The 23,602-nt window shown below is 72.4% G+C and carries 20 protein-coding genes, 1 tRNA gene and 4 pseudogenes; 19 read left to right on the top strand and 6 right to left on the bottom strand.

The window, feature by feature from the left end:
• Window positions 1-648 (bottom strand): GGDEF domain-containing protein, encoded by a 648-nt coding sequence (locus KIF24_RS14720; protein ID WP_221084508.1) that lies wholly within the window; start codon window positions 646-648, stop codon window positions 1-3.
• A gap of 252 nt (window positions 649-900) precedes the next feature.
• Here KIF24_RS14720 and KIF24_RS14715 point away from each other — a divergent pair, with 252 nt between their 5' ends.
• The 4 genes from KIF24_RS14715 to KIF24_RS14695 all read left to right on the top strand — a co-directional run bounded on the left by KIF24_RS14715 (window position 901) and on the right by KIF24_RS14695 (window position 5,264).
• Entirely contained in the window at window positions 901-1,140 is a 240-nt protein-coding gene (locus KIF24_RS14715; RefSeq protein ID WP_221084507.1) for a DUF397 domain-containing protein, read from the top strand.
• Between the two features lie 137 nt (window positions 1,141-1,277).
• Window positions 1,278-2,159 (top strand): helix-turn-helix domain-containing protein, encoded by an 882-nt coding sequence (locus tag KIF24_RS14710; protein WP_230416442.1) that lies wholly within the window; start codon window positions 1,278-1,280, stop codon window positions 2,157-2,159.
• A gap of 167 nt (window positions 2,160-2,326) precedes the next feature.
• Window positions 2,327-3,622, top strand: a complete 1,296-nt coding sequence (locus KIF24_RS14705; protein ID WP_331461134.1) for a LacI family DNA-binding transcriptional regulator — start codon at window positions 2,327-2,329, stop codon at window positions 3,620-3,622.
• 46 nt (window positions 3,623-3,668) lie between these two features.
• Window positions 3,669-5,264: a serine/threonine-protein kinase gene (locus KIF24_RS14695; protein WP_221084504.1), complete on the top strand. Its 1,596-nt coding sequence runs from the start codon at window positions 3,669-3,671 to the stop codon at window positions 5,262-5,264.
• 10 nt (window positions 5,265-5,274) lie between these two features.
• On the opposite strand, the gene KIF24_RS14690 is transcribed toward KIF24_RS14695, so the two are convergent.
• A complete protein-coding gene (locus KIF24_RS14690) occupies window positions 5,275-5,979 on the bottom strand; it encodes a carbon-nitrogen hydrolase family protein (protein WP_331461133.1) in 705 nt (234 codons plus the stop codon).
• Between the two features lie 81 nt (window positions 5,980-6,060).
• Here KIF24_RS14690 and KIF24_RS14685 point away from each other — a divergent pair.
• Together KIF24_RS14685 and KIF24_RS14680 are read left to right on the top strand one after the other, a co-directional pair.
• A pseudogene (locus KIF24_RS14685) lies at window positions 6,061-6,280 on the top strand (DedA family protein); the annotation flags it as partial.
• A 159-nt stretch (window positions 6,281-6,439) separates the two neighbouring features.
• Entirely contained in the window at window positions 6,440-6,841 is a 402-nt protein-coding gene (locus tag KIF24_RS14680) for a protein-tyrosine phosphatase family protein (protein ID WP_221087360.1), read from the top strand.
• A gap of 76 nt (window positions 6,842-6,917) precedes the next feature.
• Here the strand turns inward: KIF24_RS14680 and KIF24_RS14675 are convergent, their stop codons facing one another.
• Window positions 6,918-7,646, bottom strand: coding sequence for a class I SAM-dependent methyltransferase (locus KIF24_RS14675; RefSeq protein ID WP_221084503.1), 729 nt, complete (start codon window positions 7,644-7,646; stop codon window positions 6,918-6,920).
• Between the two features lie 64 nt (window positions 7,647-7,710).
• On the opposite strand from KIF24_RS14675, the pseudogene KIF24_RS14670 reads away from it, so the two are divergent.
• From KIF24_RS14670 to KIF24_RS14660, 3 genes and pseudogenes are all read left to right on the top strand, one after another.
• Window positions 7,711-8,352: pseudogene (locus KIF24_RS14670) on the top strand (D-alanyl-D-alanine carboxypeptidase family protein); the annotation flags it as partial.
• 208 nt (window positions 8,353-8,560) lie between these two features.
• Window positions 8,561-9,802, top strand: a complete 1,242-nt coding sequence (locus KIF24_RS14665; protein ID WP_221087359.1) for a D-alanyl-D-alanine carboxypeptidase family protein — start codon at window positions 8,561-8,563, stop codon at window positions 9,800-9,802.
• Between the two features lie 13 nt (window positions 9,803-9,815).
• A complete protein-coding gene (locus KIF24_RS14660) occupies window positions 9,816-10,676 on the top strand; it encodes a M15 family metallopeptidase (RefSeq protein ID WP_221084502.1) in 861 nt (286 codons plus the stop codon).
• 121 nt (window positions 10,677-10,797) lie between these two features.
• Here KIF24_RS14660 and KIF24_RS14655 read toward each other — a convergent pair whose 3' ends face one another.
• Both KIF24_RS14655 and KIF24_RS14650 read right to left on the bottom strand, forming a co-directional pair.
• Window positions 10,798-10,983 carry a DUF397 domain-containing protein gene (locus tag KIF24_RS14655; RefSeq protein ID WP_407939921.1) on the bottom strand — a complete coding sequence of 62 codons (186 nt, stop codon included), beginning with the start codon at window positions 10,981-10,983 and terminating at the stop codon, window positions 10,798-10,800.
• 36 nt (window positions 10,984-11,019) lie between these two features.
• On the bottom strand, window positions 11,020-11,625 hold the full coding sequence (locus tag KIF24_RS14650; protein ID WP_407939920.1) for a Scr1 family TA system antitoxin-like transcriptional regulator: 606 nt from the start codon (window positions 11,623-11,625) through the stop codon (window positions 11,020-11,022).
• Between the two features lie 811 nt (window positions 11,626-12,436).
• Between KIF24_RS14650 and KIF24_RS14645 the strand changes: the two genes are divergently transcribed.
• From KIF24_RS14645 to KIF24_RS14600, 10 genes and pseudogenes are all read left to right on the top strand, one after another.
• A complete protein-coding gene (locus KIF24_RS14645; RefSeq protein WP_221084500.1) occupies window positions 12,437-13,468 on the top strand; it encodes an extracellular catalytic domain type 2 short-chain-length polyhydroxyalkanoate depolymerase in 1,032 nt (343 codons plus the stop codon).
• 131 nt (window positions 13,469-13,599) lie between these two features.
• On the top strand, window positions 13,600-14,514 hold the full coding sequence (locus tag KIF24_RS14640) for an ion transporter (protein WP_221084499.1): 915 nt from the start codon (window positions 13,600-13,602) through the stop codon (window positions 14,512-14,514).
• Window positions 14,515-14,632: 118 nt separating this feature from the next.
• Window positions 14,633-17,464, top strand: coding sequence for a Na+/H+ antiporter subunit A (locus tag KIF24_RS14635; RefSeq protein WP_221084498.1), 2,832 nt, complete (start codon window positions 14,633-14,635; stop codon window positions 17,462-17,464).
• Window positions 17,461-17,901 (top strand): annotated as a pseudogene (locus KIF24_RS14630) (Na(+)/H(+) antiporter subunit C); the annotation flags it as partial. The gene KIF24_RS14635 and the pseudogene KIF24_RS14630, both read left to right, overlap by 4 nt.
• 6 nt (window positions 17,902-17,907) lie before the next feature.
• Window positions 17,908-19,482 (top strand): Na+/H+ antiporter subunit D, encoded by a 1,575-nt coding sequence (locus KIF24_RS14625; RefSeq protein ID WP_221087358.1) that lies wholly within the window; start codon window positions 17,908-17,910, stop codon window positions 19,480-19,482.
• A gap of 11 nt (window positions 19,483-19,493) precedes the next feature.
• A complete protein-coding gene (locus tag KIF24_RS14620; protein WP_221087357.1) occupies window positions 19,494-20,108 on the top strand; it encodes a Na+/H+ antiporter subunit E in 615 nt (204 codons plus the stop codon).
• On the top strand, window positions 20,105-20,368 hold the full coding sequence (locus KIF24_RS14615; protein ID WP_221084497.1) for a monovalent cation/H+ antiporter complex subunit F: 264 nt from the start codon (window positions 20,105-20,107) through the stop codon (window positions 20,366-20,368). The genes KIF24_RS14620 and KIF24_RS14615 overlap by 4 nt, the downstream gene beginning before the upstream one ends.
• Window positions 20,365-20,742, top strand: coding sequence for a monovalent cation/H(+) antiporter subunit G (gene mnhG / locus KIF24_RS14610; RefSeq protein ID WP_221084496.1), 378 nt, complete (start codon window positions 20,365-20,367; stop codon window positions 20,740-20,742). Before KIF24_RS14615 ends, mnhG begins: the two co-directional genes overlap by 4 nt.
• A gap of 392 nt (window positions 20,743-21,134) precedes the next feature.
• Window positions 21,135-22,189 (top strand): annotated as a pseudogene (locus tag KIF24_RS14605) (RtcB family protein).
• A 42-nt stretch (window positions 22,190-22,231) separates the two neighbouring features.
• Window positions 22,232-22,303, top strand: a tRNA-Arg gene (locus tag KIF24_RS14600).
• Window positions 22,304-22,371: 68 nt separating this feature from the next.
• Here the strand turns inward: KIF24_RS14600 and KIF24_RS14595 are convergent.
• Complete coding sequence (locus tag KIF24_RS14595) at window positions 22,372-23,577, bottom strand: MFS transporter (protein ID WP_221084495.1); 1,206 nt, start codon at window positions 23,575-23,577, stop codon at window positions 22,372-22,374.
• Between the last annotated feature and the right edge of the window lie 25 nt (window positions 23,578-23,602).

Genomic DNA, 23,602 nt, shown 5'->3' with positions numbered 1-23,602 from the left:
TCAGCATTCGGCGAGGTGTGCGGTGTCGCGCAGTGCCCGGTCGGGCCGGGTGGTCCCGATCCCCTTCGCCTCGTACATTGCCGCGTCGGCGCGGTTCAGTGCCTCGGTGAGCTGGCTGCCGTGCACCGGTGCCAGGCCGACCGAGGCGGTGACCCGCAGCGTCATCGTGCCCAGCGGGATCGGCGCGGCGAGCATGTCGCACAGCCGCCGGGTGGCGTGCTCGATCCACCGGCGGTCCAGGGTGGGACTGGCCAGCAGCCCGGCGAACTCGTCACCGCCGAGCCGGGCCACCAGGTTGTCGCCCGCGAAGGTGGCCAGCCGTTCGGCGACGCTGATCAGCACCTGGTCGCCCGCCGCGTGCCCGTACCGGTCGTTGATCTGCTTGAAGTCGTCCAGATCCAGGATCACCGCGACCAGGGGCCGGCCGGAACAGTCGGTGAGCAGCGTCGCGGCCAGCCGGTAGAAGGCGCGCCGGTTGGGCAGACCGGTCAGCGGATCGTGGCTGGCGGCGTGCCGCTCGGCGGTGAGTTCGGCCTGGAGGCGCCCGATCTCGGCCTCGGCCCGCACGGCCCGGCGTCCCAACTGCCAGGAGGAGAGCAGAGCCCCCGCGGCGCAGATACCGGATGCGACGGTCAGCGGATCCGGCACCAACATCTCCCTTCGCCGCGGCGCGTGCCCAGTACCAACCGGCGGGCGCCGCCAGACACCTCGTTTCCCCTGATGGTGGCCAGGTTTGCGGTACAGAACGTGACCGGGTGCGCACGGCGCACGTGGGTTATCATGCTCGCTGTCCATTGCAGATGCAATAGCAGATGCACGTGCAGAATGAGCCGACGCCGCCCCTCTTGCGGCTACCGCTCCTCCCACGGCACCGGCGCCTACCGGAGAGAACACGCCCCCATGCAGCAGCCGCCGAACGGCGTTTTCGTCAACCAGTTGCCTCCTCTCGCCTGGCAGAAGAGCCGGCGCAGCAACCCCAGCGGGAACTGTGTCGAGCTGGCGGAACTGCCGGGGGGAGCGGGCATCGCGGTGCGCAACTCCCGGCACCCCGACGGGCCGGCGCTGATCTACACCATGGACGAGATCGTGGCGTTCCTGCTCGGCGCCCGGGATGGTGACTTCGATCACCTGATCGGCTGATCCCGGATCCCATGGACGGGATTAGTCCCGCCCGGGATGGCAGTTCACCTCACTGATGGTTCATGGCATGCTTACACGTCGGTCGACCCGGTCCACCGGTTCGGCCACCGACAGCATGCGGAGGACGGCAGGTGACCATGGTTTCTGCCGAGGAGGGCCCGGCAGCGGGCCCGACCGTGCTGCGAATGCTGCTGGGCGCGCAGTTGCGGCGGCTGCGGGAGTCGCGGGGGGTGACCCGGGAGAGCGCCGGCTGGGAGATCCGGTCCTCCGAGTCGAAGATCAGCCGGATGGAACTGGGTCGGGTCGGGTTCAAGGAACGCGACGTCGCCGACCTGCTCACCCTCTACGGGGTCACCGCCGAGCAGGAACGTGCCGCGATGCTCAAGCTGGCCCGGGACGCGAACAACCCGGGCTGGTGGCACCGCTACGGCGATGTCCTGCCGCCGTGGTTCCAGTCGTACCTCGGCCTGGAGGCCGCCGCCGCGCTCATCCGTAGCTATGAGGTCCAGTTCGTCCCCGGCCTGCTACAGACCCGGGAGTACGCCCGGGCCGTGGTGCTGCTCGGTCATGGCGGAGCCGGTCCCGCGGAGATCGACCGTCGGGTGGATCTGCGGATGCGGCGCCAGGATCTGCTGCGCCGGCCACGCCCGCCGCGGTTGTGGGCGGTGGTCGACGAGGCGGCGCTGCGCCGCCCGATCGGCGGTCCCGGGGTGATGCGCGGCCAGCTGGAGGCCCTGCTACAGGCGACGCGGAACCCGGACGTCCGGGTGCAGGTGATCCCGTTCGCCGCCGGTGGGCACGCCGCCGCCGGTGGCGCCTTCACCATCCTGCGCTTCGGCGACCAGGACCTGCCCGACATCGTCTACATCGAGCAGTTGACCAGCGCGATCTACCTGGACAAGCGCGAGGATCTCGACTTCTACGCGGTGGCCATGGAGCGGCTCTGTGTCGAGGCCGAGCCGCCGGAGCGGACGCCGGAGATCCTCGAAGGGATCATCGCCGACCTCGACCCCCGCTGAGCGGTTGCGGCGCTGACCGCTTTGCCGGACCCGGCCTTGACTCCGCCTCGGCTCGACCGAGGACTCCGACCCCCGCCTCAGGCCGGCCTTTGCGTTGACATCCGTCCGGCCGTGCGGCTAATCTCTGGATCGATTCAGTTCTGGATCGATCCAGGAGGAGGTGGCCGGTGAAGCCGACCCTGCGCGCCGTGGCCGAGGCGGTCGGTGTCTCGCGCAGCACCGTTTCCAACGCCTACGGCCGCCCCGACCAACTCTCGCCACAGCTGCGCCAGCGCATCCTGGAGACCGCGCGGCAGATGGGCTATCCGGGGCCCGACCCGACCGCCCGGTCGTTGCGGCGGGGCTTCGTCGACGCCATCGGGGTGCTGTTCACCTCACGGCTGTCCTACGCGTTCACCGACCCCTTCGCGGTCCGGTTTCTCACCGGGGTCGCCGAGGCGGCCGAGCGGCACGACAGCAACCTGCTGCTCGTGCCGCTGCCCGCTGACCCGGCCGGCGCGCGGAAGGCGGTGGACAACGCCGCCGTCGACGGGTTCTGCGTCTACTGCGCCGGCGACGAGGAGGGAATCCTCGACGCGATCCGCGGCCGGGGGCTGCCCTTCGTCACCACCTCGTCGCGTCCCCGCGCGGGCGACCGCTGGGTCGGCATCGACGAGCGGGCCGCCGCCCGTTCGGCCGCGGCGCACCTGACCGCACTCGGCCACCGGCGGGTCGCCCTGCTCGGCCACGACGTCCTGCCCGGCGCCCCGACCGGGCCGCTGCGGGTGGCCGACGTGACCGACGTGCCGCATCCCACCACCCGTGACCGCCTGGCCGGCTTCGCGGACGCCTTCGCGGCGGCCGGCGTCGCCTGGCCCGAGCTGACCGTGCTCACCGCCGGCGACAACACCCGCGCCGCCGGCGCCGCGGCCGTCCGGTCGCTGCCGACCCTGCCCGAGCCGCCCACCGCGGTGCTGGCCTGCTCCGACGTCCTCGCCCTCGGCACGCTCGACGTCCTGCGCGCTGCGGACGAGACGGGTCGCGACGTCTCGGTGACCGGCTTCGACGACGTCGCCGAGGCGGCGCCGGCCGGCCTGACCACCGTCCGCCAGCCCGGCGAGGCGAAGGGCGCAGCGCCGCCACCCTGCTGTTCGACCCGCCCGTGGACGCCGCCGCGGGTCAGGTCCTGCTGCCCACCACGCTCGTCGTCCGGAGCAGCTCCGGACCGGCTCCGAGGAGTTGACCATGGAATCGCCCACCGGCTTCGTTCTCGCCGTCGACGCTGTCAACCGACACGTCATGTCCGCCCGGCCGGACGCTCCGGTCCGCCCCGACGCACCACCCTCGGCGTGGCTCGTGGGCACCCGTCGGCTCGCTGCCGGGGCACTGCGCCGGCTCGCCGACCAGATCCAACCGGCGCCCGCGCCCGCCCCCACCACCTGCCGGCCGTAGGGCCCAGGTCCGCACCACCCGCCCGATCCTGACCAGCGGGTGGTGCGACGGGCGGGAAACCAGGCAGACTGGGGAATCATGTCGCCGTTCACCCCCAGCCTGCGGTTACACGACCGCTACGTGCTGCACGAGCGCATCGGCCTCGGCGGAATGTCCGAGGTGTGGCGCGCCGACGACGAGGTCCTCGGCCGGTCGGTCGCGGTGAAGATCCTCGCCGGCACCTCCGCCGTCGATCCGCAGCTGCGGGCCACCATCCGGCGGGAGGCCCGCGCCGCGGCGCGCCTGGCCCACCCGCACGTCACCCAGGTCTACGACTACGGCGAGGCGGCCCTGGCCGGCGGCACGGTCGTGCCGTACCTGGTGATGGAGCTGGTCGACGGGCAGAACCTGGCCGACCGGCTGGCCGACGGGCCGCTGGCCTGGCGGCCGGCCTTCCGGATGGCCGCCGAGGTGGCCGCCGCGCTGGCCGCCGCGCACCGCCTCGACGTGGTGCACCGCGACATCAAACCCGGCAACGTCATGCTCACCGACAGCGGTGCCAAGGTGCTCGACTTCGGCATCGCCGCGCCCGTCGGGTCGCCGCCCGCCGGGTCCGGTCCACCGGCCGGCGGACCCATGATGGGTACACCCGCCTACCTCGCGCCGGAACGGCTCAGTGCCGACGCGCCGAATCCGGCCGGCGACGTGTACGCCCTCGGCGCGCTGCTGTACCGCACCCTCACCGGTGCCGTTCCGCTGCCCGTGCGCAGCTGGGAGGACGCGGTCGTGGTGCACGCGAGCCGCCCGGCCGTACCGCGCCCTCGGGTGCCGGGCCTGCCGGCCGACCTCGCCGGGCTGGTGCTGGCCTGCCTCGACCCCGACCCGGCGCGGCGCCCCACCGCCGGGCAACTGGCCGCCCGGTTCCGTGCCGTCGCCGGGCCGGTGGCGTCCGGCAGCGACCTACCGACCACCGGCACGGCCGCTTCCGGCACCGGTCACGACGCGGACGCCGCGACCCGGGCGCTTCCCGATCACCCGCCGACCCTGGTGGAGGGCGTCGCCGGGTGGCCGGCGGCGGCGTTCACCGGCGGGCCGCGGCCCGTGCCGGCGGCCCCGCCTCGCGGTCCCGCCGGTGCCGGTCCGATCCCCGGACGGCGGCCGGCACCGTTCCGCGGCCCCGCCCGCTCCGGCTCGACGCCCCGCCGGCGGTCGGGCCGGCCGCGGCGGGCCGGCCCTCCGGCGGGTGCGCTGATCGCGGCCGGCCTGGCGCTGCTCGTGGGCCTGGGCGCGGCGCTCGCCCTCGGCGACCAGGGCGGCGGGCAACCGGCAGCCGCGCCCACCACCGCCTCGGCGACCCCGCCGGCGGCCACCAAGCCCACGCCCACGCCCGACGCCACGCCATCGGCTGTCCGGCCGCAACCGGTGAGCCTGCGGCAGACGGCGACCGAACTCATCGCGATGCTCGCCGCGGCGCAGCTCACCGGCGAGATCGACGGTAAGACCGCCGACCGGCTGCGCAAGGAGCTGACCGACCTGGCCGGGAGCCGGCCGAAGGACCACGAGAAGCGGCTCGACGACCTACGCGACCGCCTGGACGACGAGGTGGAACGCGGTCGGCTTCCCGCCGACTTCGCCGGCCGTCTGGACGACCTGCTCGATCGGCTCGAGGTGACGCCGGCCGGCCGGGACGGCTGACCGGATCAGGTCACAGCGCCACCCGCACGAACTCGCCCGGCACCGTCCCGGCGCGGGCGAGGACGGAACCGTCCGGCGCCCAGACCGCCGAGCGCCCGGCCGCCTCCGAATAGCCGCCGCCGGTCGACCCGGCGAAGCTGGCGACCGCGACGACCACCCGGTGCGTGGTGGAGATCCGAAACGCCCGTTCGTCCGGCACCGCCGCCTCGGCCGCCGAATCGACGATCGACGCCAGGTACCCGTCGACGCCCAGGGCGCAGGTGCGCGCCGCGTGTTCCGCGACGCCGGTGTCCTTGCAGATCGCCAATCCCAGCCGCCAGCCGTCGACCTCCAGCACCGCCGGTGCCGGCCCCGGCGTGAACCGGCGGGCCTCGACCGCGCCGAGCCACATCTTGCGGTACGCCACCCGAGCCCCGGCGCCGTCGACGGCGAGTGTGGCGATGTGCTCGCCGGCCACCGGCGCGCCGGCCAGCGCGAGCGCGCCGACCTCGGCACACGCGTCGACCAGTGGCGCCAGCCGTGGGTCCGACGGGTCGACCGGTGCGGCGTCGAGTTCGTAACCGGTCAGGGAGAGTTCCGGGAAGACCACCACCCGGGCCGCCGCGGCGCGGACCAGCGAGGCGTGCGCCGCCACGTTCGCCGCCACGTCGTACGCCAGGCAGAGCGGTTGGGCGACGGCGAGCGTCAGCGGGCCACGCGCGAACTCTCCTGCCACCCGCGCAGCCTACGGCTCGTACGGCCGGAAAGTCGACGGCCGGTGGAGCGTCTCCCCGGTGCGACTCGTAGCGTTTCGGGCATGACGCACGCCCGGGACGTACCGCCTCTCCTCGGTCAGTCCGCACCGCCGGACGACGGCCTGGTCGGCCTGGACACCGACCTGGTGGAGCGGCTCGGTGGCCCGGGCACCGGGCTGGCCGTGGCGCTGGAGAACCTGTTCCCGCCGATCCCGAGCGAGGTGATCCTGCCGCTGGCCGGTTTCGTCGCGCTTCTGGACCACGCTCGGTCCGCTGCTCGGAGATGGCGGGATCGTGCGCGGCGATCTTGGACAGTTCCTGTTAGCAGCTAACGGGAACTGTCCAAGATCGCGGCCTGGTTGTGGGCGAGGTAGGGGAGTGGTTGGGCGAGGGGAGACCGGACGGGTGGGAGTCAGGGTCGGTTGGTCGGATGGGACCGGTTTGGTGGAGTTGCCCGGTGGCGTACGGGTGCGTGGGCGGCGGATCGCGGGCCCGGCCTCACCGGCGGACTTCAGCCTTCTGCTGGCGCCCGGGCCGGCGCCGACCTGGACCTACCGGCGGGTCCGGTGGCCGGACTTCTGGGTACCGGTGGACCGGGCCGACGCCGTGGACGCGCTGCGTGAAGCGCTGCGGCGTGGCTACGCGGGCCAGCGCGTGGAGGTGACCTGCCGGGGCGGGACGGGCCGGACCGGCACCGCCCTGGCGGCGCTCGCGATCCTCGACGGGCTGCCTGCCGAGCGGGCGGTGGACTGGGTGCGTGCCGCGTACCGGCCCGGGGCGGTGGAGACTCCCTGGCAGCGCCGGTGGCTGCGCCGCCTGCCCGAGCAGCTGGGGCGGTCATGACCGGGAGACGTCGGTGTACGCCTGACCGGGAGGCGCCGGCGCACGACAACCTGCACCATCCGGGCGACCGATTCGCTCAGCGCAGCACCAGCAGGTCGAGATAGTCGACGACCGGCCCGTCTTCGGTGGCGACGGCCGCCCGCAGCCGGGCCATGCCGGCCGCGTACTCGGCGTCGGTGATCAGTTGCAGCGGGGTGTGCGCCCGCCGGTCCATCCGGTCGGCGTACTCGGCCATCGACGCGGCGGTGGTCTGCGCGACCGGCTCGACGGTGCTCACCGGAAAGCCGGCCCCGGCGAAGGCGGCACGGACCCGGGCCAGGCCGGGGTACGTCCGGAGCACCCGGACCGCTTCGGGAAACCAGTGGAACAGGGCGATGCGTCGGTGTCGCCCGGGGAAGGGGGATCGGACGAGCACCGGGGCACCGGGCCGGAGCACCCGGCGCAGCTCGTGTGCCATGGCGTCGAGGTCCGCCACGTGATGGACCATCGTCGACAGCCAGGCACCATCCACACTGGACGACGCCAGCGGCAGTGTGGCGGCGTCCCCGGCGAGCAGCGGCCGATGCGCACAGCGCTCGCGCATCGCCGGGGCCGGTTCCACGGCGAGGACGCGAATGCCGTACCACTGCGCGAACGCGCCGGCCCACGCGCCGGTGCCGGCGCCCAGGTCCAGCAGGGTCGCCCCGGCCCGGGGGCGCAGGTGCTGCTGGACGGCGTACCGCCAGCGGAGCAGGCCGCCGTGCGCCAGCTCGCGGCTGGCGGCGAACGCGGCGGCCTCGGTTTCGTCGTAGGAGATCAGAGCCACGGCCACCACCTCGCGACCGCCGCCGGCGGATCCGGGCGAGCGTTGCTGCGGTTCTAGTCGGCGGGTGCCCTCCCGGTCAACCATTTGTGGTCAACCGCGCAGACGCCCGTCCGTGCCGGCCGGGCGTCGCCGCCCGCCGGTGTCGGACATCGGGTTCGGCTCACGGCCGACTCCGCCGCCGTCCGTACCGGAGCACCGGGTCGTTGGTGGCGACGCCCTCGCCACCACCGGGCTGGTCGTGCCGCCAGGGGTGCCGCTGCCGCCGAAGGTGGCCGCGACCTCGTGGCTGGTGGCGGATCTGGACAGCGGGGAGGTGCTGGGTGGCTGCGGCCCGCACGAGTACGCCACCCCGGCCAGCGTGCAGAAGCTGCTGCTCGCGGCGACCATGCGGCCACGGCTCGATCCCGACCAGGTCGTCACGGTCGACCGGGAGGATCTGGACATCGCGGCCGGCAGTTCGGCGGTCGGGTTGCTGCCCGGCGGCCGGTACCGGGTGGAGACCCTCTGGCTGGGGCTGCTGATGCGGTCCGGCAACGAGGCGGCCACCGCCCTGGCGCGTCTCGGCGGCGGGCCGGACGGGGCGGCCGGCGGGGTGCGGGTGATGAACGAGCAGGCCCGCCGGCTCGGCGCGTACCAGACCCATGCGGTCACCCCGTCGGGGCTGGATGGCCCGGGGCAGTTCACCAGCGCGTACGACCTGGCGCTGATCGCCCGGGCCTGTTTCGCCGATCCGACCTTCCGCCGGTACGCGCTCACCGAGCGGGCCCGGATCCCGGCGCAGCGGACGCTGCGCGGCAAGGGCTTCGAGATCCAGGAAGGGCCGTTTCCGGACCAGGGGCCAGGTAGGCAGGGCGACCTCCGCGCTGGTCGATTTGCCGGACCGGGTCGGAATTCACCCGATAGTGTCGCTGATTGTGAGAGTTACTGGCCTGGCCGTCGCCGTCGCCGCCGCACTGCTGGCGTCGCCACCGGTGCCCGCCACCGGTGCCACCGCGGCGGCACCGCTGCCGTGTCCGCGCCCGGCACCGCCCGCCCCCGGTCCCACGCCGCCGGTGACGCCCTCCCCGGATCCGGTGCAGCGGGCCGTGGGCGGGGCCCGGCTGGCGACGTCCGGGCTGGTCGTGCCGCCGGGCGTGGCGGCGCCGCCGAAGGTGGCCGCGACCTCGTGGCTGGTGGCGGATCTGGACAGCGGGGAGGTGCTGGGTGGCTGCGGCCCGCACGAGTACGCCACCCCGGCCAGCGTGCAGAAGCTGCTGCTCGCCGCGACCATGCTGCCGCGGCTGGACCCGGCCGACATCGTCACCGTCACCGCCGGTGACCTGGACATCGAGCCGGGCAGTTCGGCCGTGGGGCTGGTCGAGGGCGGCCGGTACCGGGTGGAGACCCTCTGGTTGGGGCTGTTGCTGCGCTCGGGCAACGAGGTGGCGAACGCGCTGGCCCGCCTCGGTGGCGGCGCGGACGGCCTGGCCGGCGGGCTGCGGGCGATGAACGAGCAGGCCCGGCTGCTCGGCGCGTACCAGACCCACGCGGCGACCGCCTCCGGCCTGGACGGTCCGGGGCAGTTCACCAGCGCCTACGACCTGGCCCTGATCACCCGGGCCTGCTTCGCCGACGCCCGCTTCCGCCGCTACGTCGCCACCCGGAAGGCGACCATCCCGGCCCAGCCGAGGCAGCGCACCAAGGGCTTCACCATCGACAACGACAACCAGCTGCTGTACCACTATCCCGGCGCGCTGGGCGGCAAGACCGGCTACACCGACCTGGCCCGGCACACCTACGTCGGCGCCGCCCAGCGCGGCGGGCGTCGGCTCGTCGTCACGCTGCTCGGCGCGGACGTGATCGACCAGCGGGGGTGGCAGCAGGGGGCCGCCCTGCTCGACTGGGGGTTCACGCTGCCCCGGGACGCCTCGGTCGGGGTGCTGGTGCGTCCCGGCGCCGCCACCGCCTCGGTGCCGCCCACCTCCGCCGCGCCGCTGGCGCTGCCCGGCGGTGCGTCTGGCGCGGAGGCGTCCGACCGGCGGGCCTTCACCGGCCCGCTCCGGTCGGCCTCCCTGCTCGGCCTCGCCGCCGGCCTGACCCTGCTCACCGTCGGTCTGCTCGGCCGCCGCCGGTCGCTGCGCACCGCCAGGACGGGAAACCCGTCCCGCACCGGGTGACCGCACACCGACCATGACGGTGGCGACGGATCCGCCGCACGGGCTCTCCGGCGACCCCCGGCCGTCACCGGCCGGGCGGGGCCGGGTGCAGACGCTGGGCGTGGGCCTCCTGGTCACGCTGGTGGTGGCCGGATGTGGGCGGGCACCACCGCAGCCGCCCCAGCCGTCGCCGGCACCGCCGCGACCCGGCTTCGTGACGCTGTCCGATCTGGATCGGCGCATCCTCACCGACATCCGGTACGCCACCGCGCACAACTTCGTCGGCCGACCGGTGGACGGCTACCCGGAGCCACTGTGCCTGCTCACCAGTCGGGCCGCTGCGGCGCTGCGCGGCGTGCAGGACGCCGCGCTGGCCGCCGGTCGCAGCCTCAAGGTGTACGACTGCTACCGCCCGCAGCGAGCCACCGACGACTTCCTCCGCTGGGCTCGCCAGCCAGGGCAGGACGCGATGAAGGCCGAGTTCTACCCCCGGGTGGCGAAGTCGGAGCTGTTCGATCTCGGGTACCTCGGTTCACCGAGCGCACACAGCCGGGGCAGCACCGTCGACCTCACCCTGGTCGACCTGCCGGCGCCGGAGCAGCCACGGCACTCTCCCGGTCGGCCGCTGGTGGCCTGCACCGCCGAACGTGGCCAGCGCTTCGCCGACAACAGCGTCGACATGGGCACCGGCTTCGACTGCTTCGACCCGCTGGCGCGCACCGACTCGGCGCTGGTCGACGCCACCGCGCGGGCGAACCGGCGGCTGCTGCGGCGACTGATGACCGACGGCGGGTTCGTCGGCTACGACCGGGAATGGTGGCACTTCCGCTACCGCGATGAGCCCTGGCCCGACACCTACTTCGACCTGCCGGTCGCCCGCTCCTCGACCGGCTGACCGCACCTGATGGCGTCTGCCGGGACGACCTCGATCCCGAGGACGTCCCGGCTGCCCGCCGGGGCTGGCCCGCTGACGGCCGACGGCGCGAGCCGCCGGCCCCTCCAGGTGTGGGGCGGGGTCAGCGCAGCCCGTCAAGCTTGACCGACTCGACGAAGGAGCGCCATGTGGACGGACCGAACGACAACGCCGGGCCGTCGATGTCCTTGCTGTCCCGCACGCCAACCACACTCGGTATGTTGTCCGCCACCTCGACGCAGGCACCTTCGTTGCTGCGGCTGCTCTTGCGCCACCGCCTATCGGGCATCTCGCTCATCGTAGCTCTCCTTGATCACGTCACTGACTAGATCCTCCGACGCACGCTCATCCAGGGCAAGGCCCCAGAGCGCCGACCACGCTGCCTCGTACGATCGTGGATGGGCCTGCGAACGACCGCTTCGTCGATGATCACCTCAAGGATCGGTGCTGCTGGTCTGCGCCGGGTCAACAGCTTCTGTCGCTCCAACCTGAGGGCAACCTTCTGCGCCACCTCGTGAGGCGTACGAGGCTTGCCGCCGAAGATGGTGGCCGCGTAGTCCGGTGTCTGGAGTAGGCCGGGAACGACGTTCGGCTCGTAGTGACGCACGCGCCTCGCCGCTGCCTCCAGCCCTACGTACAACTCGAACCATGCCGGGATCGCCTCGCCGTAGCTGTGCCACCAGCCGCGTGCCTTGCTCTCCCTGGCGAGCGACACCATCACCTCGGTCAGCTCGGCCGAGGTGCCGTAGTGCTGGCACATCAGGGTGACATCGTGAGTGCGCAGCGAGGTCTGTCCACTCTCCAGGCGGTACATCTTCGCCCGGGACCACTCCAGGGCTTCCGCAGCAGCTTCGAGATTGATGCCGGCCTCTTCCTGTCTGAGCAGGCGGCCGAGTTGTCGCCGGGGCACTGAAGATCCGATGTCGGTCATCGCACCTCGTCTCGGTTCGGCGTACCCCGGTGTCTCACTTGGAACAGCATTTCGGGCCAGCCGACACATCGTCAATCTCTCGGCCCAAAATTCGGCGTGAGACGTTGCATTCTGCGCTGCCCACCACCCATCGTGGCTGGTAGCGGCCCTGATAGTCGTCTGCACGGGAGGTGCGGCAGTGCCCCGATGGAAGTGGTTTCAACGCCCTGACGAACAGGTTGACGCCATCCAGCCGGCGGCGAGATCCGCCCGGGGGATGGTCGGCCGAACCGAAACCGGGCCGGTCCAGCAGTGGTGGCACCAAGCCCGCGGTCGTCGATGGATCGACCGGCCCGGTGGCGATCTTCTTTCCCGTGCGGCAGTCGCAATCAGAGGGGTTCCGGTGAGCCGGGAGCAGGGGTTGTGGTCCGCCGAGGTGGCCGACCTGCCGGAGGTGGCGGTGGACGCCAGAAGCGCATGAACCTCCGGAATCTCCCGTCCCGCTGGCTGGAACAGGAACATGAGATCTTGGACATTTCCTGTTACCTGCTAACAGGTACTGTCCAAGATCTCGTCTGGACGGGACGGGCTGTGCGCGGTTACCCGGGCGAGGTGCTCGACGCCTGGCCGCCGCGTACGGCATCGGCGTCGGCATCGACGTATGGCGTCGGCGTCGACGTATGGCGTCGGCGTCGACGTGGTCGACAGTGACCGGCACCACTGTGCGCACCGGTGACGTGTGGGATGCGCTCATGTCGTCGGTGACACGGCTCACGTTAACGTCGCGGCACGCCGACACCACCGCCGGCGCTCACCGGACCCAGGGAGCGTCATGATCAAACCTCTCCTGCGGCTGCTCGCCGCCGCCGTCGCCGTCCTGCTGCTGACTCCGGCGGCACCCGCGTACGCCGCCACCGACCCGCATACCAAGACTCCCGTGTCGGGGACCCTGTCGACGTACCGCGTCTCGGGCGTGTACGTCGCCGGCGTCTCCTCCGGCGCCTACCTGGCCACCCAACTCCAGGTGGCCTACTCGCAGCGGATCAGGGGCGCGGCGCTGTTCGCCGCCGGTCCCTACTACTGCGCCCAGAACAACGTCGTCCAGGCGCTGTACGGCTGCGGCGACAACATCTATCCCACGTACCTGAGCGCCCTACAGACCTACACCCGCACCTGGGCCGGGTACGGGTGGGTCGACCCGGTCAGCGGGTTGTCCGGCGAGCCGGTCTACGTCTTCCACGGTGGCGCGGACACCACCGTGAAGCGGTCGGTCAGCGACGACCTGGTCCGCTACCAGCGACACTTCGGCGCCAGCGTCCAGTACGACAGCGGATCCCCCGCCGGGCACGGCTGGGTCACGCCCTACGGGACGTCGGGCTGCTCGGCCACGGCCGCGCCGTACCTCAACAACTGCGGCACCGACCCGCAGCACACGTTCCTGCGCAAGATGTTCGGCTCGGTGCAGCCGCCGAACACCGGGCCGCTCGGCGGCACGCTGGTGCGGTTCAGCCAGCACAGCTTCGCCGTGGGCGGCTGGGCCAACGCGCTGAGCATGGACGCCAACGGGTTCGCCTACGTCCCGGCCTCCTGCGCGTCCGGGGCTGCCTGTCGACTGCTGGTGGCGCTGCACGGCTGCCTACAGGGTCACAGCCGGGTCGGCACCGCCTTCGTGGACCGGGCCAACCTCAACCAGTACGCCGACACGAACGCCACGATCGTGCTGTACCCCCAGGCCGTCACGGCGGCGAGCAATCCGAACGGCTGCTGGGACTGGTGGGGCTACCTCGGTGCCACCAACTACCCGATCAAGGGCGGCGCCCAGGTAGAGACGATCATGAACATGGTGCGCCGGCTGGGCGGCTGAGGCCCGCCGGCACCGACCCGTAGTCTGTCGCCCATGATGGCCGTACGTCAGCGCACCGACGACGCACGGTGGGTTACCCCGCCGGCCCCGCTGCGCGCAGCGGGGCCGGCCGCGCGGTGAGTGGTCCGCCAGTGCCGGCCCAGCGGGGCGGACCGGCCCACTCCCTACGTGGTCAGCGGCTGGTCCAGCACTGCGCCCGGCTCGCCGCTTCCCGCACGTTCGAGATCGCGATCGTCGTGGTCATCCTCGCCAACGGCGTGGTCCTCGGCCTGGAGACCTATCCCGACCTGGGCCCGGTCGGTGCCGCGCTGCGCCCGCTGGAGTGGGGGTTCCGGGCGGTCTTCGTCGTCGAGATCGCCGTCCGGCTGCTGGCCTACGGCCGCCGCCCGCAGGACTTCTTCCGGCAGAGGTGGAACGTCTTCGACTTCCTGGTGATCGTCGCGATCTTCGTCCCCGGCCTGCACGGCGACTCGGCGCTGCTGCGCGTCGTCCGGGTGCTGCGGATGGTACGGCTGGTGCGGTTCTCGCCCGGGCTGCGGACGATCGTCTCCGCGTTGTGGCGCAGCCTGCCCGGCATCGGCGGCTTCTTCGCCCTGGCCGTGGTGACGCTCTACGTCTACGGCATGGCCGGTTGGCTGATCTTCGGCGAGGCGTATCCCGAGGAGTACGGGGACATCGGACGCTCCCTGCTGACGCTGTTCGTGCTGTTGTCCCTGGAGACGCTGCCGGAACTCGTCGCGCAGGGGATGGAGTTGTCCCCGTGGACGGTGCTGTACTACGGCAGCTTTGTGGTGATAACCGTCAATCTTTTGCTCAACATTCTGATCGCGGTCTTCGTCAACTCGATGGAGGAGGTGCGCCGGCTGGAGATGACCGAGGGCCTGGCCTCCGGGTACGACTCCGACGGCGACGGGACACCGGACGAGGTGGACCGGATCGCGATCAGCCAACGCCTGGACGACCTGCGAACGCTCGTCGTCGAACTCGAACGGGAACTGCGCATCGACCGCGACGACGGGCGACTGCGCCGCGTCGGCGGCAACTGACGCCGGCTGAGCCGCGCCGGCACGGCGTCCGCGTTCGGCCAGGATCACCACGGATGCGGATGACGGCCGCTGCCGGATAGGGTCGTTACACCGGCTGATGATCTCTGGGGAGGGGTGCGTGCTGGCACTGGTGGCGGTCCATGCGCTGACAGCCGTGATCGCCCCGGCACTGGTGCGGCTCTGTGGACGCAACGCCCTCTACCTGGTGGCGCTGGCACCCGGCGCGACGCTGGTCTGGGCGCTCACGCAGACCGCCGGGGTCCGCTCCGGCGACCCGGTCGTCGAGACGGTGCCGTGGGTGCCGCAACTCGGCCTGGAACTCGCCCTGCGGATGGGCACGCTGTCCTGGCTGATGGTCGCCCTGGTCGGCGGCGTCGGTGCGCTGGTGCTGGCCTACAGCGCCCGCTACTTCCGCAACGACGATGCCGGGCTGGGCCGCTTCGCCGCCGTCTTCGTCGCCTTCGCCGGCGCGATGCTCGGCCTGGTGGTCTCCGACGACCTGCTGCTGCTGTACGTGTTCTGGGAGCTGACCACCGTCTTCTCCTACCTGCTGATCGGCAGCGACCCGGCGAAGCGGGCCAGCCGGCGGGCGGCCATGCAGGCGCTGCTGGTGACGACGCTGGGCGGGCTGGCGATGCTCGCCGGCTTCGTGATGCTCGGCCAGCACGCCGGCAGCTACCGATGGTCCGAGATCGCCGGGAACCTGCCCGGTGGCGGCTACCTCGCCGTCGCCGTGGTGCTGATCCTGCTGGGCGCGCTGAGCAAGTCGGCGATCTTCCCGTTCAGCTTCTGGTTGCCGGGGGCGATGGCGGCGCCGACGCCGGTCAGCGCCTACCTGCACGCCGCCGCGATGGTGAAGGGCGGCGTGTTCCTGGTCGCCCTGATGGGGCCGGCGCTCGCCGGCAGCGCACCGTGGCGGCCGGTGCTGCTGGCCGCCGGCCTGGTCACCATGTTCCTCGGCGGCTGGGCCGCGCTGCGTCAGGTCGACCTCAAGTTGCTGCTGGCCTACGGCACGGTCAGCCAACTCGGCCTGCTGATGGTGATCCTCGGCGGCGGCACCCGGGACACCGCGCTGGCCGGCGTGGCCATGCTGCTGGCACACGCCCTGTTCAAGGCCACCCTCTTCCTCACCGTCGGGGTCATCGACCATGCCACCGGCACCCGGGATCTGCGCGAGCTGGCTGGCCTCGGCCGCCGGGCGCCGGCCCTGGCGGTGGTGGCCGGGCTCGCGGCGGCCTCGATGGCCGGCCTGCCACCGATGGCCGGGTTCGTCGCGAAGGAGGCCGCCGTCGAGGCGCTGCTGCACGGCGGCGCCACCGAACTGGCGGTGCTGGCCGGCGTGCTGCTCGGCTCGGCGCTCACCGTCGCGTACACGCTGCGTTTCCTCTGGGGCGCCTTCGCCGGCAAGGCCGGCACCCGGCCCACCGAGGCCGGGCCGGTGACCTGGCCGTTCCTCGCTCCGGCGGCCGTGCTCGCGCTCGCGGGCGTCGCCGCCGGACTGTTCGCCCCGGCGGTGGACCGCCTGCTCGCCCCGTACGCCGAGCGGTATCCCAGCGCCGAGCCGGGATACCACCTGGCGCTGTGGCACGGCCCGACCCCGGCGCTGGGCCTGTCGGTGCTGGCGGTGGCCGGTGGTGCGCTGCTGTTCCACCTGCTGCGCCGCGACCGGATACCCGCCACGCTGCGGCTGCCCTTCGACGGGGCCGCCGCCTACACCCGGGTCGTCGGCGCCGTCGACCGGCTGGCGGTGGAGCTGACCGGCGCCACCCAGCGCGGCTCGCTGCCGTTCTATCTGGGCGTCATCCTGGTGATGCTGGTCCTCCTGCCGGGCGGGGCGCTGCTGATCGGCATGCCCTGGCCGGGGGAGTTCCGCGTCTGGGACACCCCGTTGCAGGCGGTGGCCGGCGCCGCGGTGGTGGTGGCGGCCGTGATGGCAGCCCGTGCCCTGCGCCGGCTCACCGCGATGATCCTGGTCGGCGTCGCCGGTTACGGCACCGCGCTGCTGTTCGTCCTGCACGGCGCACCCGACCTGGCCCTGACCCAGTTCCTGGTGGAGACCGTCACCATCGTGATGTTCGTGCTGGTGCTGCGCCGCCTGCCGGTGAAGTTCTCCGAGCGGCCGATCCGGGCCAGCCGGCGCGGTCGGGTCACCATCGGCGTCGCCGTCGGTGCGGTCACCGCCGGCATGGCGTACGTCGCGACGAGCGCCCGGCAGGCCGTCCCGGTCTCCGTGGCCTTCCCCGACGAGGCCGTCTCGTACGGCGGTGGCAAGAACGTGGTCAACGTGGCCCTGGTCGACATCCGGGCCTGGGACACGATGGGTGAGGTCGCCGTGCTGGTGGTGGCCGCCACCGGCGTGGCCAGCCTGATCTTCCGGCGCGCGACCGATCTGCACCGGCGAGGTGAGATCCCCGGCGGCGGCCGGGCGGAGTCCGGCAGACCACGCTGGCTGACCACCGGCGCCACCACCCGCGCCCAGTCGGTCGTCCTCCAGGTGGTCACCCGGCTGCTGTTCCACGCCATCGTGCTGTTCTCCGTCTACCTGCTGTTCAGCGGTCACAACGCCCCCGGTGGCGGGTTCGCCGCCGGCCTGGTCGCCGGTCTCGCGCTGGCCGTGCGGTACCTGGCGGGCGGGCGCACGGAGCTCAACGGCGCCGCACCCGTCGACGCCGGTGTGGTGCTCGGTGCCGGCCTGTTCGTCGCGGTCGGCACCGGCGTGGTCGCGATGCCGCTCGGCGGCGAGTTCCTGCAGAGCGCGCTGCTCGACTTCCACCTGCCGGTGCTGGGGCACATCCACTTCGTCACCTCGGTCTTCTTCGACGTCGGTGTGTACCTGGTCGTCGTCGGTCTGGTGCTGGACATCCTGCGCAGCCTCGGCGCCGAGATGGACCGCCAGCAGGAGACCGAACACGACGCCGACGCCGACATACGGGAAAGGGAACTGGTGTGACCCCCAACCTCACCTACCTCATCGTGGTCGGCGTGCTCGTCGCCGCCGGCGTGACGTTGCTGCTGGAACGCAGCCTCACCCGAGTGCTGATGGGGGTCATCCTGCTCGGCAACGGCGCCAACGTGCTGCTGCTGACCGGTGGGCGCTCCGGTGGGCCGCCGATCGTCGGCGCCGGCGCCCAGGAGGAGATGAGCGACCCGCTGCCGCAGGCGATGATCCTCACCGCCATCGTCATCACCCTCGGCATGACGGCCTTCCTGCTCGCGCTGGCGTACCGGAGCTGGCACCTGAGCGGGCACGACGAGGTGCAGGACGACGTCGAGGACCGTCGGATCATGGAGCTGGCGGAGCGCGACGAGGGGCCGGGCGACGCCGACGCGGACGCCAGCACCGGGGAGGCCGCGCCGGACGCGGTGGCCGCCGCGGCGGACGGGGAAGGCCGGATGACCTGGCTCGTTCCGCTGCCGGTGGTGATGCCGCTGCTCGGTGCGGCCCTGACGCTGCTGCTGCTCGGCCGCCCGCGCGCCCAGCGGTGGGTCAGCCTCACCGTGCTCACCGCCACCGTGGCGGTGGCCGCGACGCTGCTGGTCCGGTCCAGCCTGGACGGGCCGCTCGTGGTCGAGGTCGGCGGCTGGGTCGCCCCGCTGGGCATCGTGCTCGTCGCCGACCAGCTCGCCGCGCTGATGCTGGTGGTCTCCGCCGCGGTGACGCTCTGCGTGCTGGTCTACTCCATCGGGCAGGGCATGGCCGACGGCCACGAGGAGACGCCGCTGTCGGTCTACCACCCCACCTACCTGGTGCTGACCGCCGGTGTGTGCAACGCCTTCCTCTCCGGCGACCTGTTCAACCTCTACGTCGGGTTCGAGATCCTGCTGGTGGCCAGCTACGTGCTGCTGACCCTGGGTAGCACCGAGACCCGGATCCGCGCCGGCACCACCTATGTCGTGGTCAGCCTGCTCTCCTCGGTGATCTTCCTGATCGCGATCGGGCTGGTGTACGCCTCGACCGGCACGCTCAACCTCGCCCAACTCGTCGACCGGCTGGACGCGCTGCCCGACGACCTGCGGCTGCTGTTGCAGGGGATGCTGCTGCTCGCCTTCGGCATCAAGGCGGCGGTCTTCCCGCTGTCGGCCTGGCTGCCCGACAGCTACCCGACGGCGCCCGCCCCGGTCACCGCGGTCTTCGCCGGCCTGCTCACCAAGGTCGGCGTGTACGCGATCATCCGTACCGAGACGTTGCTGTTCCCCGGTGGCCGCACGGCCACCCTGCTGCTGGTGACGGCGGTGCTGACCATGGTCGTCGGCATCCTCGGCGCGGTCGCCCAGTCTGACATCAAGCGGCTGCTGTCGTTCACGCTGATCAGCCACATCGGCTACATGCTCTTCGGGGTGGGGCTCACCTCGTCACTCGGCCTGTCCGCGGCGATCTTCTACGTCGTGCACCACATCACCATCCAGACGACCCTCTTCCTCGCCGCCGGGCTGGTCGAACGTCGCGGCGGCGGCACCGCCCTGGACCGCCTCGGCGGTCTGGCACGGTTGTCACCACTGCTGGCCGTGCTGTTCTTCGTACCCGCGCTCAACCTTGCCGGCATCCCACCGTTCTCCGGGTTCCTCGGCAAGCTCGGCCTGGTCCAGGCGGGCATCGACGAGGGCGGCCCGCTGGCCTGGACCCTGGTCGTCGGCGGGTTGCTCACCAGCCTGCTGACCCTCTACGCCGTCGCCCGGGTGTGGAGCCTCGCCTTCTGGCGGGCGCCGCATCCGGCGATGCCGGCCGACGACGATGCCGAGCAGGCGGCCCGCACCGAGGGTGCCACTCAGCCCCAGCAGGGCGGCGTCGGGCCGCCGGGGGCGGTACTGCCCGGGTTGATGATCGCGCCGACGGTCGCGCTGGTGGTTTTCGGCCTGGCGTTGACCGTGGTCGCCGGCCCGCTGTTCGACCTCAGCACCGACGCGGCCGACGACCTGCTGCGCCGGACACCCTATGTCGACGCCGTCTTCCCGGGAGGCGCTCCGTGACGCCCGACCCGATGAACCAGGCAGAGCCGACCGGGCCGCCGAGCCGGTCACCGACCCGGCCGGCCCGCCGCCGCAACCAGCTCGTCGCGGTGCTCGGCCTGGTGACCGTCTGGGTGTTGCTCTGGGGCACCTTCACCTGGGCCAATGTCATCGGTGGCCTGGTGGTGGCCGCCGTCCTGCTGGTCGTCTTCCCGCTGCCGCCGGTGACCTTCTCGGGCCGCATCCGCCCGCTGCCGATGCTGCGCTTCTGGCTGCGCTTCCTGTGGGATCTCGTGGTGGCCTCCGCCCAGGTGGCCTGGTTGGCCCTGCGCGTGGGTCCGCCCCCGCGCAGCGCGATCATCGCCGTGCGGCTGCGCGTCAACACCGATCTCAACCTCACCCTGACCGCGGAGGCGTTGTCCCTGGTGCCCGGCAGCCTGATCCTGGAGGCCGACCGCCGGACCGGCACGCTCTACATCCACGTCCTCAACGTGAACGACCTGGGCGAGGTCGACCGGTTCCGGCGGCACGTGCTGGACATCGAGGCCCGCATCGTCGCCGCCATCGGCGCACCCGACGAACTACGCCGCGTCCGCCAGGACGCCGAACCGGCACCACCGGTCGATCTGGAAGGGGCACCGACATGACCGCCGTCGCCGTGACCGTCACCGTGCTGCTCGCCCTGGCCGGCGGGCTCACCCTCACCCGGATCATCCGTGGCCCGTCGGTCCTGGACCGGGCGGTCGCCACCGACGTGCTGCTGGCCATCATCGTCGCCGCGATCGCCACCGAGGCCGCCTACAGCCGGGACGCCACCGCGCTGCCGGTGCTGGTGGTCCTCGCCGTCCTCGGGTTCGTCGGCTCGGTCAGCGTCGCCCGCTTCGCCACGCGGAGAAACGCCAGGTGAACCTCGACGCCGTGCTCGACATCGCCGCCGGGGCCTTCCTGATCACCGGGGCGCTGCTCAGCCTCGCCGCCGGGGTGGGTCTGCTGCGCTTCCCCGACCTGCTCACCCGGATGCACGCCGCGGCCAAGCCGCAGGTGCTGGGGCTGCTGCTGGTGCTCGTCGGCTGCGCGCTGCGGCTGCGCACCGGGGTCGACATCACCACGCTGGTGCTGGTCGGCATCTTCCAACTCGCCACCGCCCCGGTTGCCGCGCACATGGTCGGCCGGGCCGCGTACCCGCACGACGACATCCGCACCGACCTGCTGGTCACCGACGAACTCGCCGCGCACCTGGACCGGGCCGCCGGGGAGCGGGCGGACGCGACGCGGGACTGACCGCCGGCTCAATATCCATTGCGGCCGGGACCGGCCGTCCATAGTCTGCTGGTCAGCAGGTCGATCACGACGGAAGTCGGAAGGAGTACGCCGTGCCAGAACAGAACCGCAGCCAGGCCCGCCGGTCCCTGCCGTGTCGCGCCGGCGTGCCCGCCGACGGCCCGGCCACGATGTCGGGCCCGGCCACGTCGTCCCGGCGATCGATTCGGCGCAGCTAGCCAGCACCGCCGACGATCGGCCAGGCCGCCCACCCGCACCGGGTCCGGGCGGTCCCCCCCAAACGTAAACCCGCCCCGCCGCCGTCCTGCGGCCTTCGACCATGCGTCGCTGCCCGTCCGACGGCAACGAGTGCGGCATCGGCGGGGTTCACCGCAGACTTCAGGAGAGACACCATGGGCTTCAGCCTGCTCGCGGGGACGCGGGCACCGGTGCGGGTGTGGACCGACCCGTACGCCATCGAGCCGCAGGCCGCGAAGCAGCTGCGCAACATCGGCGCGCTGCCGTGGGTGCAGGGCGTCGCGGTCATGCCGGACGTGCACTTCGGCAAGGGCGCCACGGTCGGCTCGGTGATCGCCATGCGGCAGGCCGTCTCGCCGGCCGCCGTCGGCGTCGACATCGGCTGCGGCATGTCGGCGGTGCGCACCTCGCTGACCGCCGCCGACCTGCCCGACGACCTCGCCGGACTGCGCCGGGAAGTCGAGGACGCCATTCCGGTCGGCTTCGCCCAGCGCGACGAACCGGTGGATCCGCGCCGGATCCGGGGCCTGGAGCAGCGCGGCTGGGACGACTTCTGGCGGCGCTTCACCGACCTCGACCGGCGGGTGGCGCAGCTGGAGACCCGGGCCCGACGGCAGCTGGGCACCCTCGGCGGTGGAAACCACTTCATCGAGGTCTGCCTGTTCCTCACCGGCACACCGGAGATGGACGCCTACCGCCGGGACCTGTGGTGGGCGCAGGAGTACGCGCGGCGCAACCGCGCCGTGTTGCTCGCCGTGCTGATGAACGTGGCGCGGGACCGGTTCCCGCAGGTCGGCTACGACGAGCCGATCAGCTGCCACCACAACTACGTGTCCGAGGAGCACTACGAGGGGGTCGACGTGTTGGTGACGCGCAAGGGCGCCATCCGGGCAGGCCGCGGCGACCTGGGCATCATCCCCGGGTCGATGGGCACCGGCTCGTACATCGTGCGGGGCACGGGCCACGAGTGGTCGTACTGCTCCGCCTCGCACGGGGCGGGCCGGCGGATGTCCCGGGCCCAGGCGAAGCGGACGTACAGCACCGCGGACCTGGCGGGGCGCAGACGTCGGGCGTTCAGTGCCGCGAGGACGCCGGCGTGGTCGACGAGATCCCCGGCGCGTACAAGGACATCAACGAGGTGATGGCACAGCAGCAGGACCTGGTCGAGGTGGTCGCGCACCTCAAGCAGGTGATCTGCGTGAAGGGATGAGCACCAGACCGGCGCCCGTCGGGGGGCGGGCGCCGGTCGTACGCCCTGATGGCTCAGCGGAGAGAGCGCCGGCCTACGAAGCCGGAGACCCAGGTTCGATTCCTGGTCGGGGCACCCCGCGCCACGGCTGAGGTCCCCGGCCCCGAGCGGCGATGTCCGCGTTCGGGGCCGGGGTGTGGTTGTCAGGCGGTTGCCTCGCGCAACCGGTGCCAGGCGAGGGCGGTGATCGTGGTCATCATCGTGGCGGCGATCCAGAACGGCGTGGTGATCTCCCAGACGCTGGCGAACAGCCCGCCGAGTAGCGAGCCCAGCGCGGCTCCGCCCAGATCCAGCAGCGCATACACGCTGCCGACCCGCCCGCGTAGCGGTGCGGGCACCGTGCGCTGCCGGACGGAGGTGACGGTGATGCCCCAGACCATGGCGTGGATGCTGAACACGATCAGGATGACCGCTGCCACCCAGGGCGTCGTGGTGGTCGCCAGGGTCACGTGCGTGACGACCTCGATGATCAGGCCGGCACGGAGCAGCGTGGTGCTGCCGAAGGCTCGGGTGAGCCTGGCGGCGACTGTCGTACCGAACAGGCCGCCGACCGCGAAGGCGGTCAGCAGGAAGCCGTAGCCGACGTCGGACAGGTCCAGTCGCTGCCGGCAGTAGAGAACGAACACCGCGAACGCGGCACCGAACGCGATGTTGCCCAATCCCATGGTGACGGCGAGGGTCCGCAGCAGCCGATGCCGCCACAACCACCGCACACCGGCGGCGATCTCGCCACCCAACGAGACCCGCTGCCGGGGCTGCACCGGCACCGGCACCGGCCGGATATTGGCTATCAGCGCCGCGGCCACGGCGAACGTGAACGCGTCGAGCCCGAACGGTAGGGCGGCGGAGATGACGAACAACCACGCGCCCAACGGCTTGGCGACGAACTGGTTGCCGATGGTGAAGCTGGCGTAGAGCCGGGCGTTGGCGCTGGGCAGCTTGTCGGGCGCGACCACCGACGGGAGCAACGCGCTCATGGCGGTGTCCGTGAGGGTTTCGCCGGAGCCGAGGAGGAAGAGCACCGCGTAGATGATGGCCACGGTGACTGTCTCGGTCGCGACGGTGGCCGCCAGACCGGCTAGGGCGACGGCGCGTACCAGGTTGACGGCCACGACCAGTCGGCGCCGGTCGAGCCGGTCGGCGTAGGCACCACTGATCAGGGCGAACAGCAGCCAGGGCAACTGCTGGGCAAAGACGGCTCCGGCGATGAGCGCGGGATTGTCACTGATGGAGGCGACCAACAACGGGCCGGCGGCCATGGTGACGCCGTCGCCGATGTTGGAAACCGCCGAGGCGGTCCACAGCTTGGTGAAGTCCGCGCCCAGACGCGCGGATACAGGGGCACGCACAAGAGCTCCTCGATCCAGGGCAGGA

This window comes from Micromonospora tarapacensis, assembly GCF_019697375.1.
Lineage (GTDB): Bacteria > Actinomycetota > Actinomycetes > Mycobacteriales > Micromonosporaceae > Micromonospora > Micromonospora tarapacensis.
The sequence above is the reverse complement of the archived record's forward strand: the minus strand, read 5'-3'. Positions and strand labels throughout refer to the sequence as shown.